We start from the raw sequence: 17,770 nt of genomic DNA, 5'->3' as shown, positions 1-17,770 counted from the left end.
CTTGCGCAAGCACTGCCAGATGAACACCGGAAAATCCTGCTCCTGACAGCTCAGCCTAGGCTAATTTTCGACAAGTCAAAGGGACAGCTATGCCGTCCTCTAGGTCGATTGTGCACATGGCTGGTCTGCTTGAGCGTTCCGGTTGAATTTACTCAATGCAATTCAAGCACTAAGCACAGAAACCGGAACGAAACTCAAGGGCGCTGGATCTGCTGCAGGTGACCATAGAGCTTGGCATACAGACCGCCATCGGCGATCAGCTGCTGGTGATCGCCGTCCTCAGCGACCTGACCGCCATCGAACACCAGCACGCGATCAGCCTGTTTCACCGCCGACAGTCGATGAGCAATGATCAGTGTGGTGCGGCCATTGAGGAAGCGCGCCATGGCCTGATGCAGGTTGTACTCGGTGGCGGCGTCGAGGGCCGAAGTGGCTTCGTCGAGGATGACGACTTTCGGCTCGGCGAGGATCATCCGGGCGATGGCCAGGCGTTGGCGTTGCCCGCCCGACAAGCGCACGCCGGAACGGCCGACAATACTGTCCAGGCCATTGGGCAAAGCACGGATGGTCGCTTCGAGCTGAGCGATTTCCAGTGCCTGCCAGCACGCTTCATCACTGCGAGTGCGGCCCATGGTCAGGTTGGCGCGCACGCTATCGTTGAACAGCGCCGGGTGTTGCAGCACCACCGCGACGTTTTCGCGAACCGTGTCGAGGCCGATCTCCTGCTGGGTCGAACCGCCGAAACGGATGGTGCCGGCCAGCGGCGTGTACAGCCCGAGGAGCAATTGCACCAAGGTACTTTTGCCACCGCCACTGGCGCCAACAATCGCGACTTTTTCACCGGGAGCAATCGACAGATTCAGTTGATCCAGCACCAGTTCATCACCGTAGCCGAAGCTCAGGCCTTGCACCTGAATGCCGACGGTGTCACGCCCCTTGAACGGATCGACACCGCCGGAATATTGCGGCTCATCGGCACGTGCCAGCAGTTCGTTGATCCGCGCCAGCGCCCCGCCCGCCGCGTAATAGGCGTATTGCAGATTGAGCAGTTGTTCGACCGGGCCGATCATGAACCACAGGTAGCTGAACACCGCGAGCATCTGGCCGATCGACAGATCGGAGAACAACACCGTGAGCATCGCCGCCGCACGGAAAATGTCGATACCGAACTGAAACAGCAGACCACTGGCGCGGTTGGAGGCGTCGGTTTTCCACTGCGAGTTGACCGCGTAATTACGCACCTCCTGCGCACGCAGGCCGAGTCGCCCGAGGAAGAAACCCTGACGGTTGCCAGCACGGATTTCCTGAATCGCATCGAGGGTTTCGCTCAACGCCTGAGTGAAGCGCGAGGTACTGTCGTTCTCGAGTTTCTTCAGGTGTTTGACGCGTTTGCCCAACTGCACCGTGGCGTAGATCACCAGCGGGTTGAACAGCAGAATCAGCAGCGCCAGCTTCCAGTGCATCCACATCAGGATGCTGGCGGTGCCGACCAGTGTGAGCATCGCCACCAGAAAACGGCTGAGGGTTTCGCCGACAAATTTGTCGAGGGTATCGAGGTCCGTGACCAGGTGCGTGGTCACCGTACCGCTACCCAGGCTTTCGTATTCGCCGAGGGAAATACGCTTGAGGCGTTCGATCAGACGCACGCGAATGCGATAGACGATGTCTTTGGCCAGCCGTGCGAACAGCCGTGACTGCAAAACGCCGAAGCTCAGTGAGCCACATCGCAACGTCAGGGTGACCAACAGCATCAGACCGATGTAACCCGCCGCCTGCTGCCACATCGTCGGCAGCACATGGTTCATCACTTTCAGTGCCGCGTCGCCGTGGCCGAGCAGGACTTCGTCCACCAGCAATGGCAACAGCAATGGGATCGGCACGCTGCACAACGTCGCCAGCACAGCCACACCGTTGGCGATCCACAGGGATTTTTTGTGAGTGAGTGCCAGTCGCCGGACTTCTGCCCAGCTCAGCCGGTCGACACGCTTTACGGCTGGCGTGTCATCGGCCGAATCAGACACAGGCCGCACGCTCCAGCCATCGACCCAGTAACGGCGACAGTTCACTGAGCGGTTGATAGCCGTTGGTCAGCAGCGCCAGTTGACCGTTGCGCTCGGCCAGCAGGGTCGGGAAACCGGCGATACCGAGATCCTGTACCCAACTGAAATCGGCCTGAGTCGCTTTGTGTTGATCGGCATGATCAAACAACGCAGCGAATTCGATACGCGGCACGCCGGCCTGCTCCGCCAACTCGACCAGCACGCTGGCCTGGGTGACATCGCGACCCTCAGCGTAAAATGCCTTTTGAATCAGTCCGACCAGTGTCCACGCGCAATCCGGCGCCAGACTGCGCGCGGTGACGATTGCGCGGCAGGCCGGCTCGGTGTCGTAGACAAACCCGTCAGGCAACGCGCCGTCAAACTTGAACGGCTGGCCGGTGGCCTCGGTGACCGCTTGCCAATGCTCAAGAATATAACGACGCGTGGTCGGCTCCAGCGCCGAACCGCTGCCGGTGCGCAAACCGCCGACCACCAAATGCAACTCGACCCCGGCTGCTTGCGCCTGCTCGACCAATGCCTTGGCCACCGGAGCAAATCCCCAGCACCACGAACACATCGGATCCATCACATAGAGCAGGCGCGCAGACATGGTTAAGCCTCGGTGGATGCTTGCTTGTAGTTGTAGCCGATCGGGTGCGGCATGTTGCGTGCCTTGGCCAGTTCGATCTGCTTCTGCCGATCGATGGCGCTGCGGCGAGTTTTCTCGCTGAGCTTGTCCCAGCAATGCGGGCAACTGATGCCGGCGACGTAATGCTCGGAGGCGCGATCTTCAACACTGACCGGTGTGCGGCAGGCATGACATTGATCGTAGTCGCCTTCGCTGAGGTCGTGACGCACGGTCACGCGGTTGTCGAACACGAAGCAGTCGCCCTGCCACTTGGTTTCTTCCTGCGGCACCTCTTCAAGGTACTTCAGGATGCCACCCTTGAGGTGGTAAACCTCTTCATAGCCTTCGCCGAGCATGTAGCTCGAGGCTTTCTCGCAGCGAATGCCACCGGTGCAGAACATCGCGACCTTCTTGTGCACGGCCGGGTCGAAATGTTCTTTGATGTAGTCAGGAAATTCACGAAAACTGGTGGTTTTCGGATCGATGGCGCCTTCGAAGGTGCCGATCGACACTTCGTAATCGTTGCGCGTGTCGATCAACAGCACTTCGGGGTCGCTGATCAGCGCGTTCCAGTCTTGCGGATCAACATAAGTACCGACCTTCTTGTTCGGGTCGACGCCTTCGACACCGAGGGTGACGATCTCTTTCTTCAGTTTGACTTTGGTGCGGTAGAACGGCTGCTCGTCGCAGTACGACTCTTTGTGATCGATGTCGATCATGCGTGGGTCGTTCTTCAGCCAGGCGAGCAGGCCGTCGATGCCTTCGCGCGTGCCCGACACCGTGCCGTTGATGCCTTCTTCGGCGATCAGCAGGGTGCCTTTGATCTGGTTGTCGACCATCGCTTGCAGCAGCGGCTCGCGCAGGTTGACGTAATCTTCGAGGGTGACGAACTTATACAGTGCCGCCACGACAATCGGTTGTGTCATGGGTATTTCTCCAGGTGGCTACCCTCGCAAAGGGTGAACCGGATTCAAAAAAAAACGCGCCGGGTGAGCGGCGCGTTGCGGATTCTAGCAAAAAAGCAGCTTCAAGCGGCGAGCTTCAAGCGACAAGCCAAGAACACTCGCCTTTAACTTGCAGCTTGCCGCTTCAAGCTTGCGGCTGCCGTCCTCCGGCACAGGTTGGCGACGCCGGGGCGGCGCCAGTCTCTGCCCATTCCTGCGGGGTGTAGGTGTGCAGCGCCAACGCATGGAATTCGCCCATCAACTCGCCGAGCGTGCCGTAGACTTTCTGGTGACGCTTGACCCGGTTCAGGCCGTCGAACTGCGCGCTGACCACCACTGCCTTGAAGTGCGTCTGTAACCCGCGACTGTGCATGTGGCTTTCATCCAGCACTTGCAGGTGCTCAGGCTGAAGCAGGCCCAGCGTCGATTCGATGCGTTGTTGCATGGTCATCACGAACTCCGCTTACTTCTTCTTGGCCGGCGCAGCAGCGCCTTTCGGGTCCAGCTCTTTGGTCATGTCGTCGAGCAACTTGTTGACGACTGGCACGGCGCTTTCCAGTTTGGCTTGGGTCATCTGGGCCGATTGCTGGGTCAGCTGCGGCATTTTTTCCAGGACTTTCTTGCCCAGTGGCGACTGGTAGAACGCGACCAGGTCTTTCAGCTCGGATTCGCTGAAGTTAGTGGTATAGAGCTTGACCATGTCAGGCTTGAGCTTGTTCCAGCCAATGGCCTGGTCCAGAGCGGCGTTGGCCTTGGCCTGGTAGGTTTCCAGCACGGCTTTCTTGGCTTCCGGGGCTTTGGTCTGTTCGAAACGCTGAGCGAACATTTGCTGCACTTGCATGTACACCGGAGTGCCCAGCTTGTCAGCGTGCGCCAGGGTCAGGAAAGCTTCAGCACTGGCGTTGTGGCTGGCGGTATCGGCAAGCACCTGGCCGCTGGCGCAAACCAGTGCAACCGCGGTGCAGATGGCACGAAGACGAGTCATCGAGTTTCCTTTTCAGCTAGGCGAGGTAAAACCCCAAGGGCGACCATTCTGCGCCTAAAAAACCTCGTCGCTCAACCCCCGAGCCTTGCCGCGCTTGATTGGCCGGGTTTTACCGGTCAACAATCGGATCGAGGGAACCACCTGGGTCCGACCGGGCCTAAACTGCGCAAACGAACCAACAGGAGTGTGCACGATGAGCCGTATCGAAACCGACAGTCTGGGCCAGATCGAAGTCCCGGACGACGCTTACTGGGGTGCTCAGACGCAACGCTCGCTGATCAACTTCGCCATTGGTCAGGAACGCATGCCGCTGCCGGTACTGCACGCCCTGGCCCTGATCAAGAAAGCCGCCGCCCGGGTCAACGACCGCAACGGCGACCTGCCCGCCGACATCGCCCGCCTGATTGAGCAGGCCGCCGACGAAGTCCTCGACGGCCAGCACGACGACCAGTTTCCACTGGTGGTGTGGCAGACCGGCAGCGGCACCCAGAGCAACATGAACGTCAACGAGGTGATTGCCGGTCGCGCCAACGAACTGGCCGGCAACCCGCGCGGCGGCAAGACGCCGGTGCACCCGAACGATCACGTCAACCGCTCGCAAAGCTCCAACGACTGTTTCCCTACCGCGATGAGCATCGCCACTGCGCAAGCGGTGCAGGAACAACTGCTGCCGGCAATTGCCGAGCTGTCCGGCGGCCTCGCCGAACTGGCGGCGCGGCACATGAAACTGGTGAAGACCGGGCGCACGCACATGATGGACGCGACGCCGATCACCTTCGGTCAGGAGCTGTCGGGTTTCATCGCGCAGCTGGATTACGCCGAGCGCGCAATCCGCGCCGCGCTGCCGGCGGTGTGTGAACTGGCTCAGGGCGGCACCGCGGTCGGTACCGGGCTGAATTCGCCACACGGTTTTGGCGAGGCGATTGCCGCAGAACTGGCGGCGCTGTCCGGCCTGCCCTTCGTCACCGCGCCGAACAAGTTCGCCGCCCTCGCCGGCCACGAACCGCTGACCAGCCTGTCGGGCGCGCTGAAAACCCTCGCCGTGGCGCTGATGAAAATCGCCAACGACCTGCGTCTGCTCGGCTCCGGGCCACGCGCAGGTTTTGCCGAAGTACGCCTGCCGGCGAATGAGCCGGGCAGTTCGATCATGCCGGGCAAGGTCAACCCGACCCAGTGCGAAGCGCTGTCGATGCTCGCCTGTCAGGTACTGGGCAATGACGTGACCATCGGCATTGCCGCCAGTCAGGGTCACTTGCAGTTGAACGTGTTCAAACCGGTGATCATCCACAACCTGCTGCAATCAATCCGCCTGCTCGCCGATGGCTGTAGCAACTTCCAGCAGCACTGCATCGCCGGGCTGGAGCCGGATGCCGAGGTCATGGCCAGACATCTGGAACGTGGGCTGATGCTCGTGACCGCGTTGAACCCGCACATCGGCTATGACAAGTCTGCGGAGATTGCCAAGAAGGCCTATAGCGAAGGACTGACCTTGCGTGAGGCGGCGTTGGCGCTGGGGTATCTGACCGATGAAGAGTTTGATGCCTGGGTGCGGCCGGAGAATATGATCGAGGCTGGCGCCAAGGGCTGAGTTTTGTAGCGTTTCTTAATAAGTCATCGCGAGCAGGCTCACTCCTACAGGGGGAATGCGTTCCAAATGTAGGAGTGAGCCTGCTCGCGATGGCCCTGACGCGGTTAGCCTGCTGCCATCTTCATCCGCCGCGCCTTCAACCCGGCAATCAACGAAGGCCCCAACGCCACCAGTGCCGACCCCAGTACCACCAGCACCGCCCCGCCATAGCCCAGCGCATTGATCTGCTCGGCACGCACATATTCGGGCCAGATCCCGGCCGCAATCGCCACGGCACCAAACGTTACCAACGGCGTAATCGCCAACGTCGCACTGACCCGCGACGCCTCCCAGTGCGCCAGCGCCTCAGCGAACGCGCCGTAGGCAATCAGCGTGTTCATGCAGCATGCCAACAGCAGCCAACCCTGCAGCGGACTCAGATTCAACGCTTCGAGCGGATGCACCCACGGCGTCAGCAACAGTGCACAGAACAGATAGATCACCATCATCACCTGCAGCGAATTCCACACCGTCAGCAATTGCTTCTGGCCCAGCGCATAGAAGGTCCACACCGTCGACGCCAGCAGCACCAGCAAAACCCCTGCGGTGTAATCCGACAGCGAGGTCAGCAGCTCGGCCAAGCGCTGATTGAAGAACAACACAAAACCGATCAATAGCGCCGCCAGACCAATGCCCTGACCGATACTGAAGCGTTCCTTGAACACAAACAGACTGGCGATCAGCAACATGATCGGGCCCATCTGCACCACCAGTTGTGCGGTGCCGGGGCTGAGCAAATTGAGACCCATCAGGTACAACACATAGTTGCCGACCAGCCCGAGCACCGCCATCAGCACCAGCCAGCCACCCTTGGGCCCGAGCACTTTACGGCTGGGCAGGCGCTTCACTGCCGCCAGATAGATGAACAGACAACCACCGGAAACCAACAGACGAAACCAGGTCACCGTCACCGGGTCCATCACCAGCAAGACTTGTTTGAGTTTGATCGGCAGGATGCCCCACAGAAACGCGGTCAGCAGCGCCAGGAACAGACCGTAGACCCAGCGACCGGATGAAATGTGCATGCGAACCTCAAAGCCTGCTGACAAGTGCGCCCATTCTAGGCGCGCGATCAGACGGGTCACAGGGACAGTTAAGGCCAGGACGCGAATAAAACTGTGCAGGTCGCAGCATTAAATTGGCGTGCCGCCGTTGATCGGCTGGACGGGCGCGTCAAGTGCTTCAGGCATAAGCTCATTGGATCCCTTCCAGCACATCAGCCAAGGAGACCGATCATGTTAGGAATGCGCGCCCGCGACGGCGCCCCCGAAATGCACTTTCGCAGCGACCGGGTGTGCCGGATCAATGGCGAACTGTTTTTCAGCACTCGGGAAAATACCCTTGAAGGGCCGTTTGAGAATGCCGAGAAGGCTGAGCAGGAAATAAAGGCTTATATCGCGCGGATGCAGCTACAGGATAACAACCGGTAAACCCGGTCGATCCCTTCGCGAGCAGGCTCGCTCCCACAGGATTGGGGTGAACATGAAAACTATGTACACCCTTAACCCATGTGGGAGCGAGCCTGCTCGCGAAAGCGGTAGATCAGACACCAAACAGGTCAGTGCTTAGCGAACCGCCTCAAACAACCCGGTAGCGCCCATCCCCCCGCCCACGCACATCGTGACAATCCCATAACGCAGATTACGCCGCTGCAACTCGCGCACCAGATGCCCGACCTGCCGCGATCCGGTCATGCCAAACGGGTGGCCAATGGAAATCGAGCCGCCGTTGACGTTGTACTTGTCGTTGTCGATCTCCAGCCGATCCCTGCTGTACAGGCACTGCGAAGCAAACGCCTCGTTCAACTCCCACAAGTCGATATCCGCCACTTGCAAACCCTTGGCCTTGAGCAGTTTCGGCACCGAGAACACTGGACCAATGCCCATCTCGTCCGGTTCACAACCGGCCACGGTGAAACCACGGAAAAACGCTTTCGGCTTGAGGCCCAGTTGCAAGGCTTTTTCCAAGCTCATCACCAGTGTCATCGAGGCACCGTCGGACAGCTGAGACGAGTTGCCCGCCGTCACCGAACCGTCCTCGGCGAATACCGGTTTTAGTCCAGCGAGGCTTTCGTAAGTGGTGTCCGGGCGGTTGCAATCGTCGCGATCCACCACGCCATCAAGAATCTGCACTTCACCGGTGTTCTTGTCCTCGACACGATACTTGACCACCATCGGCACGATTTCATCGTTGAACAGCCCGGCGGCCTGCGCCGCCGCAGTGCGAATCTGACTTTGCAGGGAGTAACGATCCTGCGCTTCACGGCTCACGCCATAACGTCGCGCGACCACTTCGGCAGTCTGGCCCATCGTGTAATAAATACCCGGCGACTGCTGCTTGAGCACAGGGTTGATCAGGTGATCGGTGTTGACGCTTTTCATCGTCAGGCTGATCGACTCGACGCCGCCGGCGACAATGATGTCGCTGCAACCCGAGGCAATCTGGTTGGCGGCAATCGCGATCGCCTGCAAGCCTGAGGAACAAAAACGGTTGAGGGTCATGCCGGCGGTGCCGGTGCCCAGACGCGAGAGCACCGCGACGTTGCGGCCGATGTTGTAACCCTGCGCGCCTTCGTTGGAGCCGGCGCCGACGATGCAATCCTCGACGCTGGCCGGGTCGATGTCGTTGCGCTCAAGCAGCGCGTTGACGCAATGAGCCGCCATGTCATCGGGACGGGTCTGGTTGAACTTACCGCGAAAGGATTTGGCCAGGCCAGTCCGCACACTGTCGACGATCACCACTTCACGCATGGCATACCTCATTGTTCTGGTCAGTTGAGAGTGGACCGAGCATAAGTCCACCGCATCAACCACCGCGACAATCATTCACCCCGCGTATGCGCGTCTATCGGCTCAGTCCTTGTGCTTCTTCGCGTGCTTGTCGGATTTCTCGAAAGCCTCTTCCAGGGCACGGTTGATCGTACGCAGCACTTTGACCCGTGCCCAGCGCTTGTCATTGGCTTCAACCAAGGTCCACGGCGCGATCTCGGAGCTGGTGCGATCGACCATATCGCCGACGGCGGCACGGTATTCATCCCACTTGTCGCGGTTGCGCCAGTCGTCCTCGGTGATCTTGAAGCGCTTGAACGGGATCTCTTCGCGTTCCTGGAAACGCTCCATCTGCGTGTCCTTGTCGATGGCCAGCCAGAACTTGACCACGATGACTCCTGCGTCGGCCAGTTGCTCTTCAAAATCGTTGATCTCGCCATAGGCGCGCAACCAGTCGGCCGGCGTGCAGAAGCCTTCGACGCGTTCGACCAGCACGCGCCCGTACCAGGAGCGGTCGAACACGGTGAACTTGCCGCGCGCCGGAATGTGCCGCCAGAAACGCCACAAGTATGGCTGCGCACGCTCCTCTTCAGTCGGCGCGGCAATCGGCACGATGTTGTATTGACGTGGATCGAGCGCCGCCGCCACCCGGCGGATCGCCCCGCCCTTGCCCGCCGCGTCGTTGCCTTCGAACACCGCCACCAACGCGTGGCGGCGCATGCGTTTGTCGCGCATCAGCCCGGACAGGCGCGCCTGCTCGGTGATCAGTTGTTCTTCGTAGTCTTTCTTCTCAAGGCGCTGGGTCAGGTCGAGACTGTCGAGCAGGTTCAACTGATCGACCGGTGTACCCAACGGCGCGGCGCTGACATCGTGCGGATGCACGTCCGCACGCTTCAGCGCATTTTGCAAACCTTCGAGGAGAATCTTGCCGACCGCCAGGCTACGGTAGTTGGCGTCAGCGCCTTCGATCACGTGCCACGGCGCGTAATCACGGCTGGTACGGCGCAGCACGCGCTCGCCGTATTTGACGAACTTGTCGTAGGTTTCTGATTGCTGCCAGTCCAGCGGGCTGATGCGCCAGCTGTGCAGCGGATCATCGGCCAGTGCTTTGAGCCGGGCCTTCATCTGTTTCTTGGACAGGTGAAACCAGAACTTGAAGATCAGCGCGCCTTCATCACAGAGCATCTTTTCCAGACGCTCGGCGCCGGCGATTGCCTGATCCAGACGCGGATCCTTGAACAAGCCATGCACCCGCCCCTGCAGCATCTGGCTATACCAATTGCCGAAGAAAATACCCATGCGCCCCTTGGCCGGGAGCATCCGCCAGTAGCGCCACGCCGGAGGCCGCGACAACTCTTCATCAGTCTGCTGATCGAAGGTGCGCACTTCGATCAGGCGCGGGTCCATCCACTCGTTGAGCAACTTGACCGTCTCGCCCTTGCCCGCACCTTCAATACCGTTGATCAAGATGATCACCGGGAAACGCTTCTGCTGCTGCAACTCGAACTGCGCTTCGAGCAAGGCTTCACGCAATGCCGGGACGGCCGCATCAAAGGTGTCTTTGTCGATGGCGTGACCGATTTCAGCGGATTCAAACATGGGACGGCTCCTTCCAGGATTCAGCAAGACTAGCGGATTGGGCATAGCAACGGCGCAGAAATTCCCGCGAGCGACGGATTGTCCGCGAGTCAGTGACCGCAAGCCTTGCCATGGATCAAGCAGCCCCTGCGCGATCGGCTAGAATGGCCGCCTTGTCGTTGCCGAGCCTGCCATGAAACCTGTATTGCCCCACGCCCAACTCGACTGGGATGACCAGGGACGCCCGCGTTCGCGGGTGTTCGATGACGTGTATTTTTCCGACCAATCAGGTCTGGATGAAACCCGTTATGTGTTCCTCGAACAAAACCGTCTGGCCGAGCGCTTTGCGGCGTTGCCGGCAAGCGGTCGGTTGGTTATTGGTGAAACCGGCTTCGGCACCGGGCTGAATTTTCTCTGTGCCTGGCAGCTGTTCGAGCAGCATGCAGTGGCCGGTGCGCGGCTGCATTTTGTCAGCGTCGAAAAATACCCGCTGAGCCCGGCCGATCTGCAACGGGCCTTGGCCTTGTGGCCGGAACTCAAGCCGTTGGCCGATCAGTTGCTGACGCACTACGTGGCAATCCATCAGGGTTTTCAGCGCATCACGTTGGCCAACGGCCGCGTGACGCTGACGCTGTTGATCGGCGATGCACTGGAGCAGCTGCCGCAGCTCGACGCGCAGATCGACGCATGGTTTCTCGACGGTTTCGCCCCGGCGAAAAACCCTGACATGTGGACCGCCGAACTGTTTGTCGAACTGGCACGGCTGGCCGCGCCCGGCTCGACTATCAGCACCTTCACCAGCACCGGTTGGGTACGGCGTTTGCTGAATGCCGCCGGGTTCAAAATGAAGCGCACGCCGGGCATCGGCCACAAGTGGGAAATCCTCCGGGGCGAATTTCTCGGCTGGCCAGCGCAGGTGTCGCCGCCTGCTGCGCAAAAGCCGTGGTTCGCGCGCCCTGCCCCGATTGTCGGTGAGCGTCGTGCGCTGGTGATCGGCGCCGGTCTGGCGGGATGTGCCACGGCGTCCAGTCTGGCCGCACGCGGCTGGCAGGTCTCGTTGCTGGAACGCCATGAAGCCGTGGCGCAAGAAGCTTCCGGCAATCCACAAGGTGTGCTGTACCTGAAGTTGTCTGCCCACGGCACGGCGCTGTCGCAACTGATCGTCAGCGGTTTCGGTTACACCCGCCGTCTGCTGGAAACCCTGCAACGCGGCACCGATTGGGACGATTGTGGTGTGCTGCAACTGGCGTTCAATGCCAAGGAAGCCGAGCGCCACGCGCAACTGGCTGAGGCCTTTCCCGAAGATCTTTTGCAATGGCTGGATCAGCCCGAGGCGCAAGCCCGCGCCGGGGTCGGCGTTAGCCATGGCGGTTTGTACTATCCCGAAGGTGGCTGGGTGCATCCGCCGGCGCTGTGTCAGGCACAAGTGGCGCAACCGAACATCGAATTGCTCAGCCACCGTGAAGTACTGGAACTGCACAAGGTTGACGATCAATGGCAAGCCTTCGACGGCGACCGTTTGATTGCCAGCGCAGCGGTCGTGGTGCTGGCCGGTGCGGCCGAAATCAAACGCTTCGCGCAAAGTGCCGAGTTGCCACTCAAGCGCATTCGCGGGCAAATCACTCGTCTCGCCGAAACCGCCGGCAGTCAGACGCTGGCCACCGTGGTCTGTGCCGAAGGCTATGTCGCCCCGGCCCGATTGGGCGAGCACACCCTCGGTGCCAGTTTCGATTTCAACAGCGATGACCTGACGCCGACCACCGCCGAACACCAAGGCAATCTGCTGATGCTCGAAGAGATCTCCAGCGACCTCGTCGAGCGCCTGAACATCCGCGAACAGGCAGTCGAAAACCTTCAGGGCCGCGCGGCTTTCCGCTGCACCAGCCCGGACTATTTGCCGATTGTCGGCCCCCTCACCGATCGCGATGCCTTCCTCGAGGCCTATGCCGTCCTGAGCAAGGATGCCCGGCAAGTGCCGGACATCGTCTGCCCGTGGCTCGACGGTCTGTACGTCAACAGTGGCCACGGTTCGCGGGGCCTGATCACCGCGCCACTGTCCGGTGAGCTGCTCGCCGCGTGGCTGGACAACGAACCGTTGCCGCTGCCCAGAAGCGTGGCCGAAGCCTGCCACCCCAACCGTTTCGCACTACGTCGGTTGATTCGCGGCAAGTAGATCTTCAGTCCAGGGACATCGCACAGATGCCCAGATTCTCCAGGCGGATGGCATCGTCGGTCAGACGCGTCAGCAGAGCGTTTTCGGCCGTCTCCCGTTCAAGTCTCACCGCTTCCATTGTGCTCAGGTAGTCCGCAGAACTGAGCGCATCGGCCTGTTCGAACACGGCATCGAGTTTTGGCGAGAACGTGCCATCAATGCCCGCAAACTGTCGGCCAAACGTGCGCTTGAGGTAATCACTCCAGAACGGCTGGCGCCGCAAGAACTTCAACCACTCGGAAGACAATTCAGCCGTTTTCACCTTGTTCGTCGCCAATTCCAGATCCTCAGCGGTCACTCCCGCCAGCATGGCAAAGCGCATGTTCCGTGGCTGGCCCGGCAAATCCAGCGTGTCGGCCAGTCCCACGCGATAGGCCAGGTTCACCTCCAGCGGGTCGGCAGTCGGCACCCTGGCGGCGTGTTCCTGAGCAATCCGGTCCAGTTGATCCAGCCGGAACAGGCCACGTCCCAGTTTCAGCAGCGGTTTGGCCGTAGTGATCCGGCCACCGGCCAGGCTGGTCACCCGATCGACTTCCACGGCGACTTCCAGATAACTGAAGTTCATTGCCGCGCTGTCCGTGCAGTTGATCGGGTTGGCGGCCAGGCTCAGTACCTGATCACACAACGGCGCATCCGCTTCGGCCGCCTCCAGCACAGCCCAGACCCGCCGTTGCATCTCACTGCGCACGCGTTGCGAATCGGCCGTACTGCCCAGTTCCGAGAGCAAGTGAAACAAGCCCTCGGCTCGCGAGTCCTCTTTGAAAGCCGTCCAGACCCTGTTACGCCGAGGCCAGTCATGGCCGACACCATCGTTGAACCAAAGCAGGCGTGCCTGTTGCTCGTCGAGCCGGGCAATGTCGTTTTCCAGATAGCCCATGCCGACACCGACGTTGCCTCGGTAAGTTTCCAGAAAGGCCTTACTGGTTTCGGACAGAGGATTGGCGCGCAGGTTGAGCGCCTGACTAAAGCGTCTCGGCGTCTTGAACAGCCAGCCCGGCAGGTCTTTAATCTGATTACTGCGCAAATCCACCCAATCCAGCGACGGTAGACGCTCCAGGCCCTTGGGCATTTCGGTAAGACCGGTTTCACGCAGCAACAAACGCCGCAAATCAAACATACGGCTCACATCCGGCGTTGCGCCCAGCAAGTTATCGTTCAAATTCAGATGCTGCAGCGTGCGCAATTGGCTGAGCTTCGCCAGCGTCTGTTCGGTCAGCCGGATCTGATTGTTTGCCAGATTCAACCGTGTGAGTCCGGGCATGTGCGACAACATCTCCGGGAGCCGTGTCAGTTTGTTTTCGTCGAGTTCAAGTGATTCGATCTGCTTGAACGCCTTGAGGAAATACGCGACATCGTCATCCTGCGCCATGTTCTTGAGCGACAACTGCTGAATGTGATCGAAGCTCAGCCCCGGTGGCAACGTCGGCAACCTGGCCACGCGCATGCCGTCCAGATTCAGCACACAGACGGACTGGCCGCTTTCGTCCTTCGCCCAAAACAGCCGGCGAAAGCTGTCCTCGATCATCTCGGCCACCGCCTTGCGACTGTGCCGCAGTTCTCGCAGATCGCCCCCGTCTGCTGTCATGGCGGCGTTGTCCTCACTCCAGGTTTTCAACGTGGCTCGCAGTTTTTTCAGGTCCTGCCTTAGCGCTTTCACTCGAACCGCTCGACTCAGCGGATCATCGCCGAAGGTGTCGATCAATTGAATCGCCTGGGTTTCGGTCAAACTCGGGTAAAGCCTTCTGACCTTGCGCAACAAGGCGCGCGGATGATTCGTCGCGGATGAAGGATCGGCTTGAAGACAAGCGTGTTCATAGTCGAGCGGCTCAGCCTTGCCGCTGATCAGGATCCGTTTGCCTGGCTCACGCCCATCCAGTCCACTGTTGAGCAGCACACGACGTAATCGCGCACTGTCCGCCGCTACAGGATCGGGGAAACCCATGGCCATTCGCTGACGCGGCGGCAGCGCTTTGAGCAGTGCGCCATACAAAGCATCCGGCCCGGCGGCAATCTTGCCGAGGGATTTGCCGTCGCCGCCCAATGCTTCATACCCAGCCGCCGATTTGACCAGCGTGCAGGTTTTCAAAGACGTCGCAGCTTCTGGACCGATGCTTTCGAGAATCGGTCCTTTGAGGGTGCGGTCTCGCAGCACCAGACGCAGTTCCGCGTCCCAGCCACTCAAGTGTGGCAACAGTTGAATCGCCAGTTTTTCGGTATCGGCATTGGCGATCTCCGGTAAATCAAAGCCTGTCAGCGCGCGATCAAGGCGTACCTCGCTATTGGCCGCCCGCACCCGCTGCGCCAGCCCCAGGTGCATCCGTCCGGCGCTGTGCAGATGCACACGCTCGACACTGGACGCCCGGTCGATCAGTGCTTGCGCCTCACGGCTGGGAACCTCGGAAAACTCACTGCGCAATGGCCTGAGGTGGTCGGCGTCGCTCTGGTCATAATCTTCGTACAGGCGCTCGAACACAGCGCGACGATCAGCCTTCAGCGCCGCCCCCAGGGTCTTTGCCAACTGTTGCGCTTCAGCGCTGCTGGCGACCTTTTCCCCCAGCAAGGCTTCGACTTCGGAGCGATACAAGCCATCGATGACCGTTTGCAGCAATCGACCGCTGGCCAATTGATCGTCCGTCACCAACACACAAGCCGAATCGTCGTGCACTGGGGTCAGTGGATAGGTCGCCTTGATTTCGCCCTCGGCATCGGTGACTTCAAGATAGCGGTCGTTCGGCCAGCCGGGTAACTTCGGCAAGCCCTGCAACTGCGCCTCCACTGGCTGGCCGGAATGGATTTCGCCGTGCTCCAGCTCGCGGATCAGTTGCCGCAACTGGCGCTCGATGCGCACACGCTCCACGGCATCGCGCAACCGCCCCGGCAGCGGCAGATTGTCATTGAAGATCCGCAGCAACTGCTCGTGCGAGGTGCCACTGAGCCGGCGGATCATATCCAGATCGGTGTCGCTGAACTCACTCAGATTCGGATCGATGCGTTTGAGGGTGTAGGCGGCACTGTTCCACTGCTCGGCATGGTCGGTCGCCAGTCGCCAGCCACCCTCGACATGCCGCTCCAACGGCGGCGCATAAGCCTGCGGGCGCTGCGGATGTTCGAGGCGCCAGCCCTCAGATGCTGAATCGTAGGTAACGGCGAAGATCCGATGGTCGACGCGACCGAGGGTCTTGGCGCCAACCTGATAGAACTCCTCCGAGTTATCGGCCATGGTCACCCCCCAAGGAAGCTGATGCTCATAACTGACCATGTCGGGTTTCCACAGCCGTGGCTTGCCGGACCGATTGAGAATGGTGGTGAATTGCCCGAAAAAATCGGGGTGTGACTTCACCAGTTTGCGGCCGAGCGTGCCGAGCACTTTTTGCCCGCCGGCAAACGCAGCCATCAGCGCGATGTTCTCCACCACACTGAGCAAGTGTGAAAGCGCTTGCTGGTGATCGCCACGGCGCCAGTCCTCGACACCTTCGTAGACCTCGCCCAGTAACTGCCCGACGGCAACGCCCATCATCAATTGCCCGAGCACCGGCACGACCAGACCGGCTACCGAAACCACACTCACCCCCAACTGGAGCATATCCAGCAAGCGTTTCTGGCGCACATCCTCATCGATATCCTCGGTCGGTACCGCCAGCTTGCGCGCATCCAGTTGCAGCTTGCCGACATGGCTTTGCACCATGAATTCAAAGAGCGGCACGCTGATCGGCAGTTGTTTGATGTGCCCCAACTCGGCGGTCTCGGCGAACGTCTTGAAGAAATCCGCCTTGTCATCCTCGTCGATGCTGTTGGCGAAATAATCCTTGTAGCGTTTCTCTTTCAACTGCCGGGTGAGGTATTGCTTGAATGCATTGAAACTGGAGTATTCGTACAGCGGACGTTCTGGCTCTGCGGCCATGTACACCAGGCACCATTCATCCGGATACAGCTCCACGGAACGGGCGGAAAACACCACGACGCCCCAGACACAGCTATCGAGGATCTCGATGCCTTGCATGATCAGCGGGCGCTTGTTGTAGTACAGCGTTTTCGCTGACACCACGCCGTCAGCATCAATCAGTGTCTGCAGCATTTGCAGGCCTGCCGGTGTGAGGTGGTTTTTCAGTACCGCCAGGTGCATGTCCAGTTGCAGCAACAACCTTTTCATTTTCGCGATATCGCGAGTCATCGAACGCGTGGCGATCACCTTGTCGTCGCTGCTGCGCAGACCAAAGACCTGCTGAAAATGCGCCTGATAGCGCTTGCCCAGATCCAGCTCCCGGCAAAACCTGGCGAAGGCAACTGGAGTCAGCCCCTCCACACCCGCCGGCGCACTGCTTATCCGCACCAGACTGCCCTCGGGAAACGAGTCTGTCGCCTCATCTTCGCTGAAGTTCTGCATGGCCGCTTGCAGCAGCGTCTGCGTCGCGTGCGGGATCGTCTGGATACCATCCTTGTCGGTCGATGTGGCCGGGCACCCGCAGTCGACGCCGGGCAGGCTCAACAGATCTTTTTCAACATCAAAGGTCAGCGACCATTTGCTTTTCAAGGCACTGCTCAGTTCGTCAATGCAGAACGCCTGCAAGGGTTTCAGCGCATCCAGATCCTTCTGCACGACAAGCTGAACCGAGTGCAGATCACGGACGGTCTGATCAAGGGCAGATAACGTCGCCGGGGTCGCTTTCAGCCAATGCGCCGGCAGGATTTTCTGCAAGGCTTCGGCGCTGTCCAGATCCCCTGTGGCGTCCAGCAACGCGCTCAAAATCGTGTTTTGCAATAGCTGTTCTTTTTTTGCTTCGGCTGACATTGGCAATAGTCCTTTATTGCGGGTTAGAACATCAACCTTAGCGCTTTCAAGCAATAACCAACAGCTCGAAGTTCTGACAAAAACCCAGCAAACCAACAACGTCTCTCATCATCAGTATAACTATGTACCACCCGCGCGCGCAGGGTGGTACATAGTTATATGCTTCAATCAAAAAATGGTTGTTTGAATAAGCCAATCAA

The 17,770-nt window shown here is 59.8% G+C and carries 12 protein-coding genes; 3 read left to right on the top strand and 9 right to left on the bottom strand.

The features are described from left to right. Nucleotides 1–194: 194 nt before the first annotated feature. The 5 genes from ACI514_RS03830 to ACI514_RS03810 all read right to left on the bottom strand — a co-directional run bounded on the left by ACI514_RS03830 (nt 195) and on the right by ACI514_RS03810 (nt 4,596). Nucleotides 195–2,021, bottom strand: coding sequence for an ABC transporter ATP-binding protein (locus ACI514_RS03830; RefSeq protein ID WP_405123111.1), 1,827 nt, complete (start codon nt 2,019–2,021; stop codon nt 195–197). Further along, complete coding sequence (locus ACI514_RS03825) at nt 2,014–2,616, bottom strand: DsbA family protein (protein ID WP_405124194.1); 603 nt, start codon at nt 2,614–2,616, stop codon at nt 2,014–2,016. Before ACI514_RS03825 ends, ACI514_RS03830 begins: the two co-directional genes overlap by 8 nt. A gap of 35 nt (nt 2,617–2,651) precedes the next feature. After that, nucleotides 2,652–3,593 carry a rhodanese-related sulfurtransferase gene (locus ACI514_RS03820; RefSeq protein ID WP_016986971.1) on the bottom strand — a complete coding sequence of 314 codons (942 nt, stop codon included), beginning with the start codon at nt 3,591–3,593 and terminating at the stop codon, nt 2,652–2,654. A gap of 163 nt (nt 3,594–3,756) precedes the next feature. Continuing rightward, nucleotides 3,757–4,062 (bottom strand): BolA family transcriptional regulator, encoded by a 306-nt coding sequence (locus ACI514_RS03815; RefSeq protein WP_160058967.1) that lies wholly within the window; start codon nt 4,060–4,062, stop codon nt 3,757–3,759. Between the two features lie 12 nt (nt 4,063–4,074). Beyond that, complete coding sequence (locus ACI514_RS03810; RefSeq protein WP_016986973.1) at nt 4,075–4,596, bottom strand: DUF2059 domain-containing protein; 522 nt, start codon at nt 4,594–4,596, stop codon at nt 4,075–4,077. Nucleotides 4,597–4,789: 193 nt separating this feature from the next. On the opposite strand from ACI514_RS03810, the gene ACI514_RS03805 reads away from it, so the two are divergent. After that, nucleotides 4,790–6,184 (top strand): class II fumarate hydratase, encoded by a 1,395-nt coding sequence (locus tag ACI514_RS03805; RefSeq protein WP_007908383.1) that lies wholly within the window; start codon nt 4,790–4,792, stop codon nt 6,182–6,184. Between the two features lie 104 nt (nt 6,185–6,288). On the opposite strand, the gene ACI514_RS03800 is transcribed toward ACI514_RS03805, so the two are convergent. Then, a complete protein-coding gene (locus ACI514_RS03800) occupies nt 6,289–7,248 on the bottom strand; it encodes a DMT family transporter (protein WP_405123110.1) in 960 nt (319 codons plus the stop codon). 210 nt (nt 7,249–7,458) lie between these two features. Between ACI514_RS03800 and ACI514_RS03795 the strand changes: the two genes are divergently transcribed. Next, entirely contained in the window at nt 7,459–7,653 is a 195-nt protein-coding gene (locus ACI514_RS03795) for a DUF6316 family protein (RefSeq protein WP_405123109.1), read from the top strand. Nucleotides 7,654–7,788: 135 nt separating this feature from the next. Here the strand turns inward: ACI514_RS03795 and ACI514_RS03790 are convergent, their stop codons facing one another. Together ACI514_RS03790 and pap are read right to left on the bottom strand one after the other, a co-directional pair. Beyond that, a complete protein-coding gene (locus ACI514_RS03790) occupies nt 7,789–8,973 on the bottom strand; it encodes a thiolase family protein (RefSeq protein ID WP_405123108.1) in 1,185 nt (394 codons plus the stop codon). A 102-nt stretch (nt 8,974–9,075) separates the two neighbouring features. Next, nucleotides 9,076–10,590, bottom strand: coding sequence for a polyphosphate:AMP phosphotransferase (pap, locus tag ACI514_RS03785; protein WP_160058972.1), 1,515 nt, complete (start codon nt 10,588–10,590; stop codon nt 9,076–9,078). 172 nt (nt 10,591–10,762) lie between these two features. On the opposite strand from pap, the gene mnmC reads away from it, so the two are divergent. Continuing rightward, nucleotides 10,763–12,742 carry a bifunctional tRNA (5-methylaminomethyl-2-thiouridine)(34)-methyltransferase MnmD/FAD-dependent 5-carboxymethylaminomethyl-2-thiouridine(34) oxidoreductase MnmC gene (gene mnmC / locus ACI514_RS03780; protein WP_405123107.1) on the top strand — a complete coding sequence of 660 codons (1,980 nt, stop codon included), beginning with the start codon at nt 10,763–10,765 and terminating at the stop codon, nt 12,740–12,742. 4 nt (nt 12,743–12,746) lie between these two features. On the opposite strand, the gene ACI514_RS03775 is transcribed toward mnmC, so the two are convergent. Then, nucleotides 12,747–17,570, bottom strand: coding sequence for an NEL-type E3 ubiquitin ligase domain-containing protein (locus ACI514_RS03775; RefSeq protein ID WP_405123106.1), 4,824 nt, complete (start codon nt 17,568–17,570; stop codon nt 12,747–12,749). Nucleotides 17,571–17,770 lie beyond the last annotated feature (200 nt).

Origin of the sequence: Pseudomonas sp. M20 (genome assembly GCF_045037865.1) — a bacterium.
GTDB lineage: Bacteria > Pseudomonadota > Gammaproteobacteria > Pseudomonadales > Pseudomonadaceae > Aquipseudomonas.
This window is presented reverse-complemented; position numbering and strand designations above follow the sequence as displayed.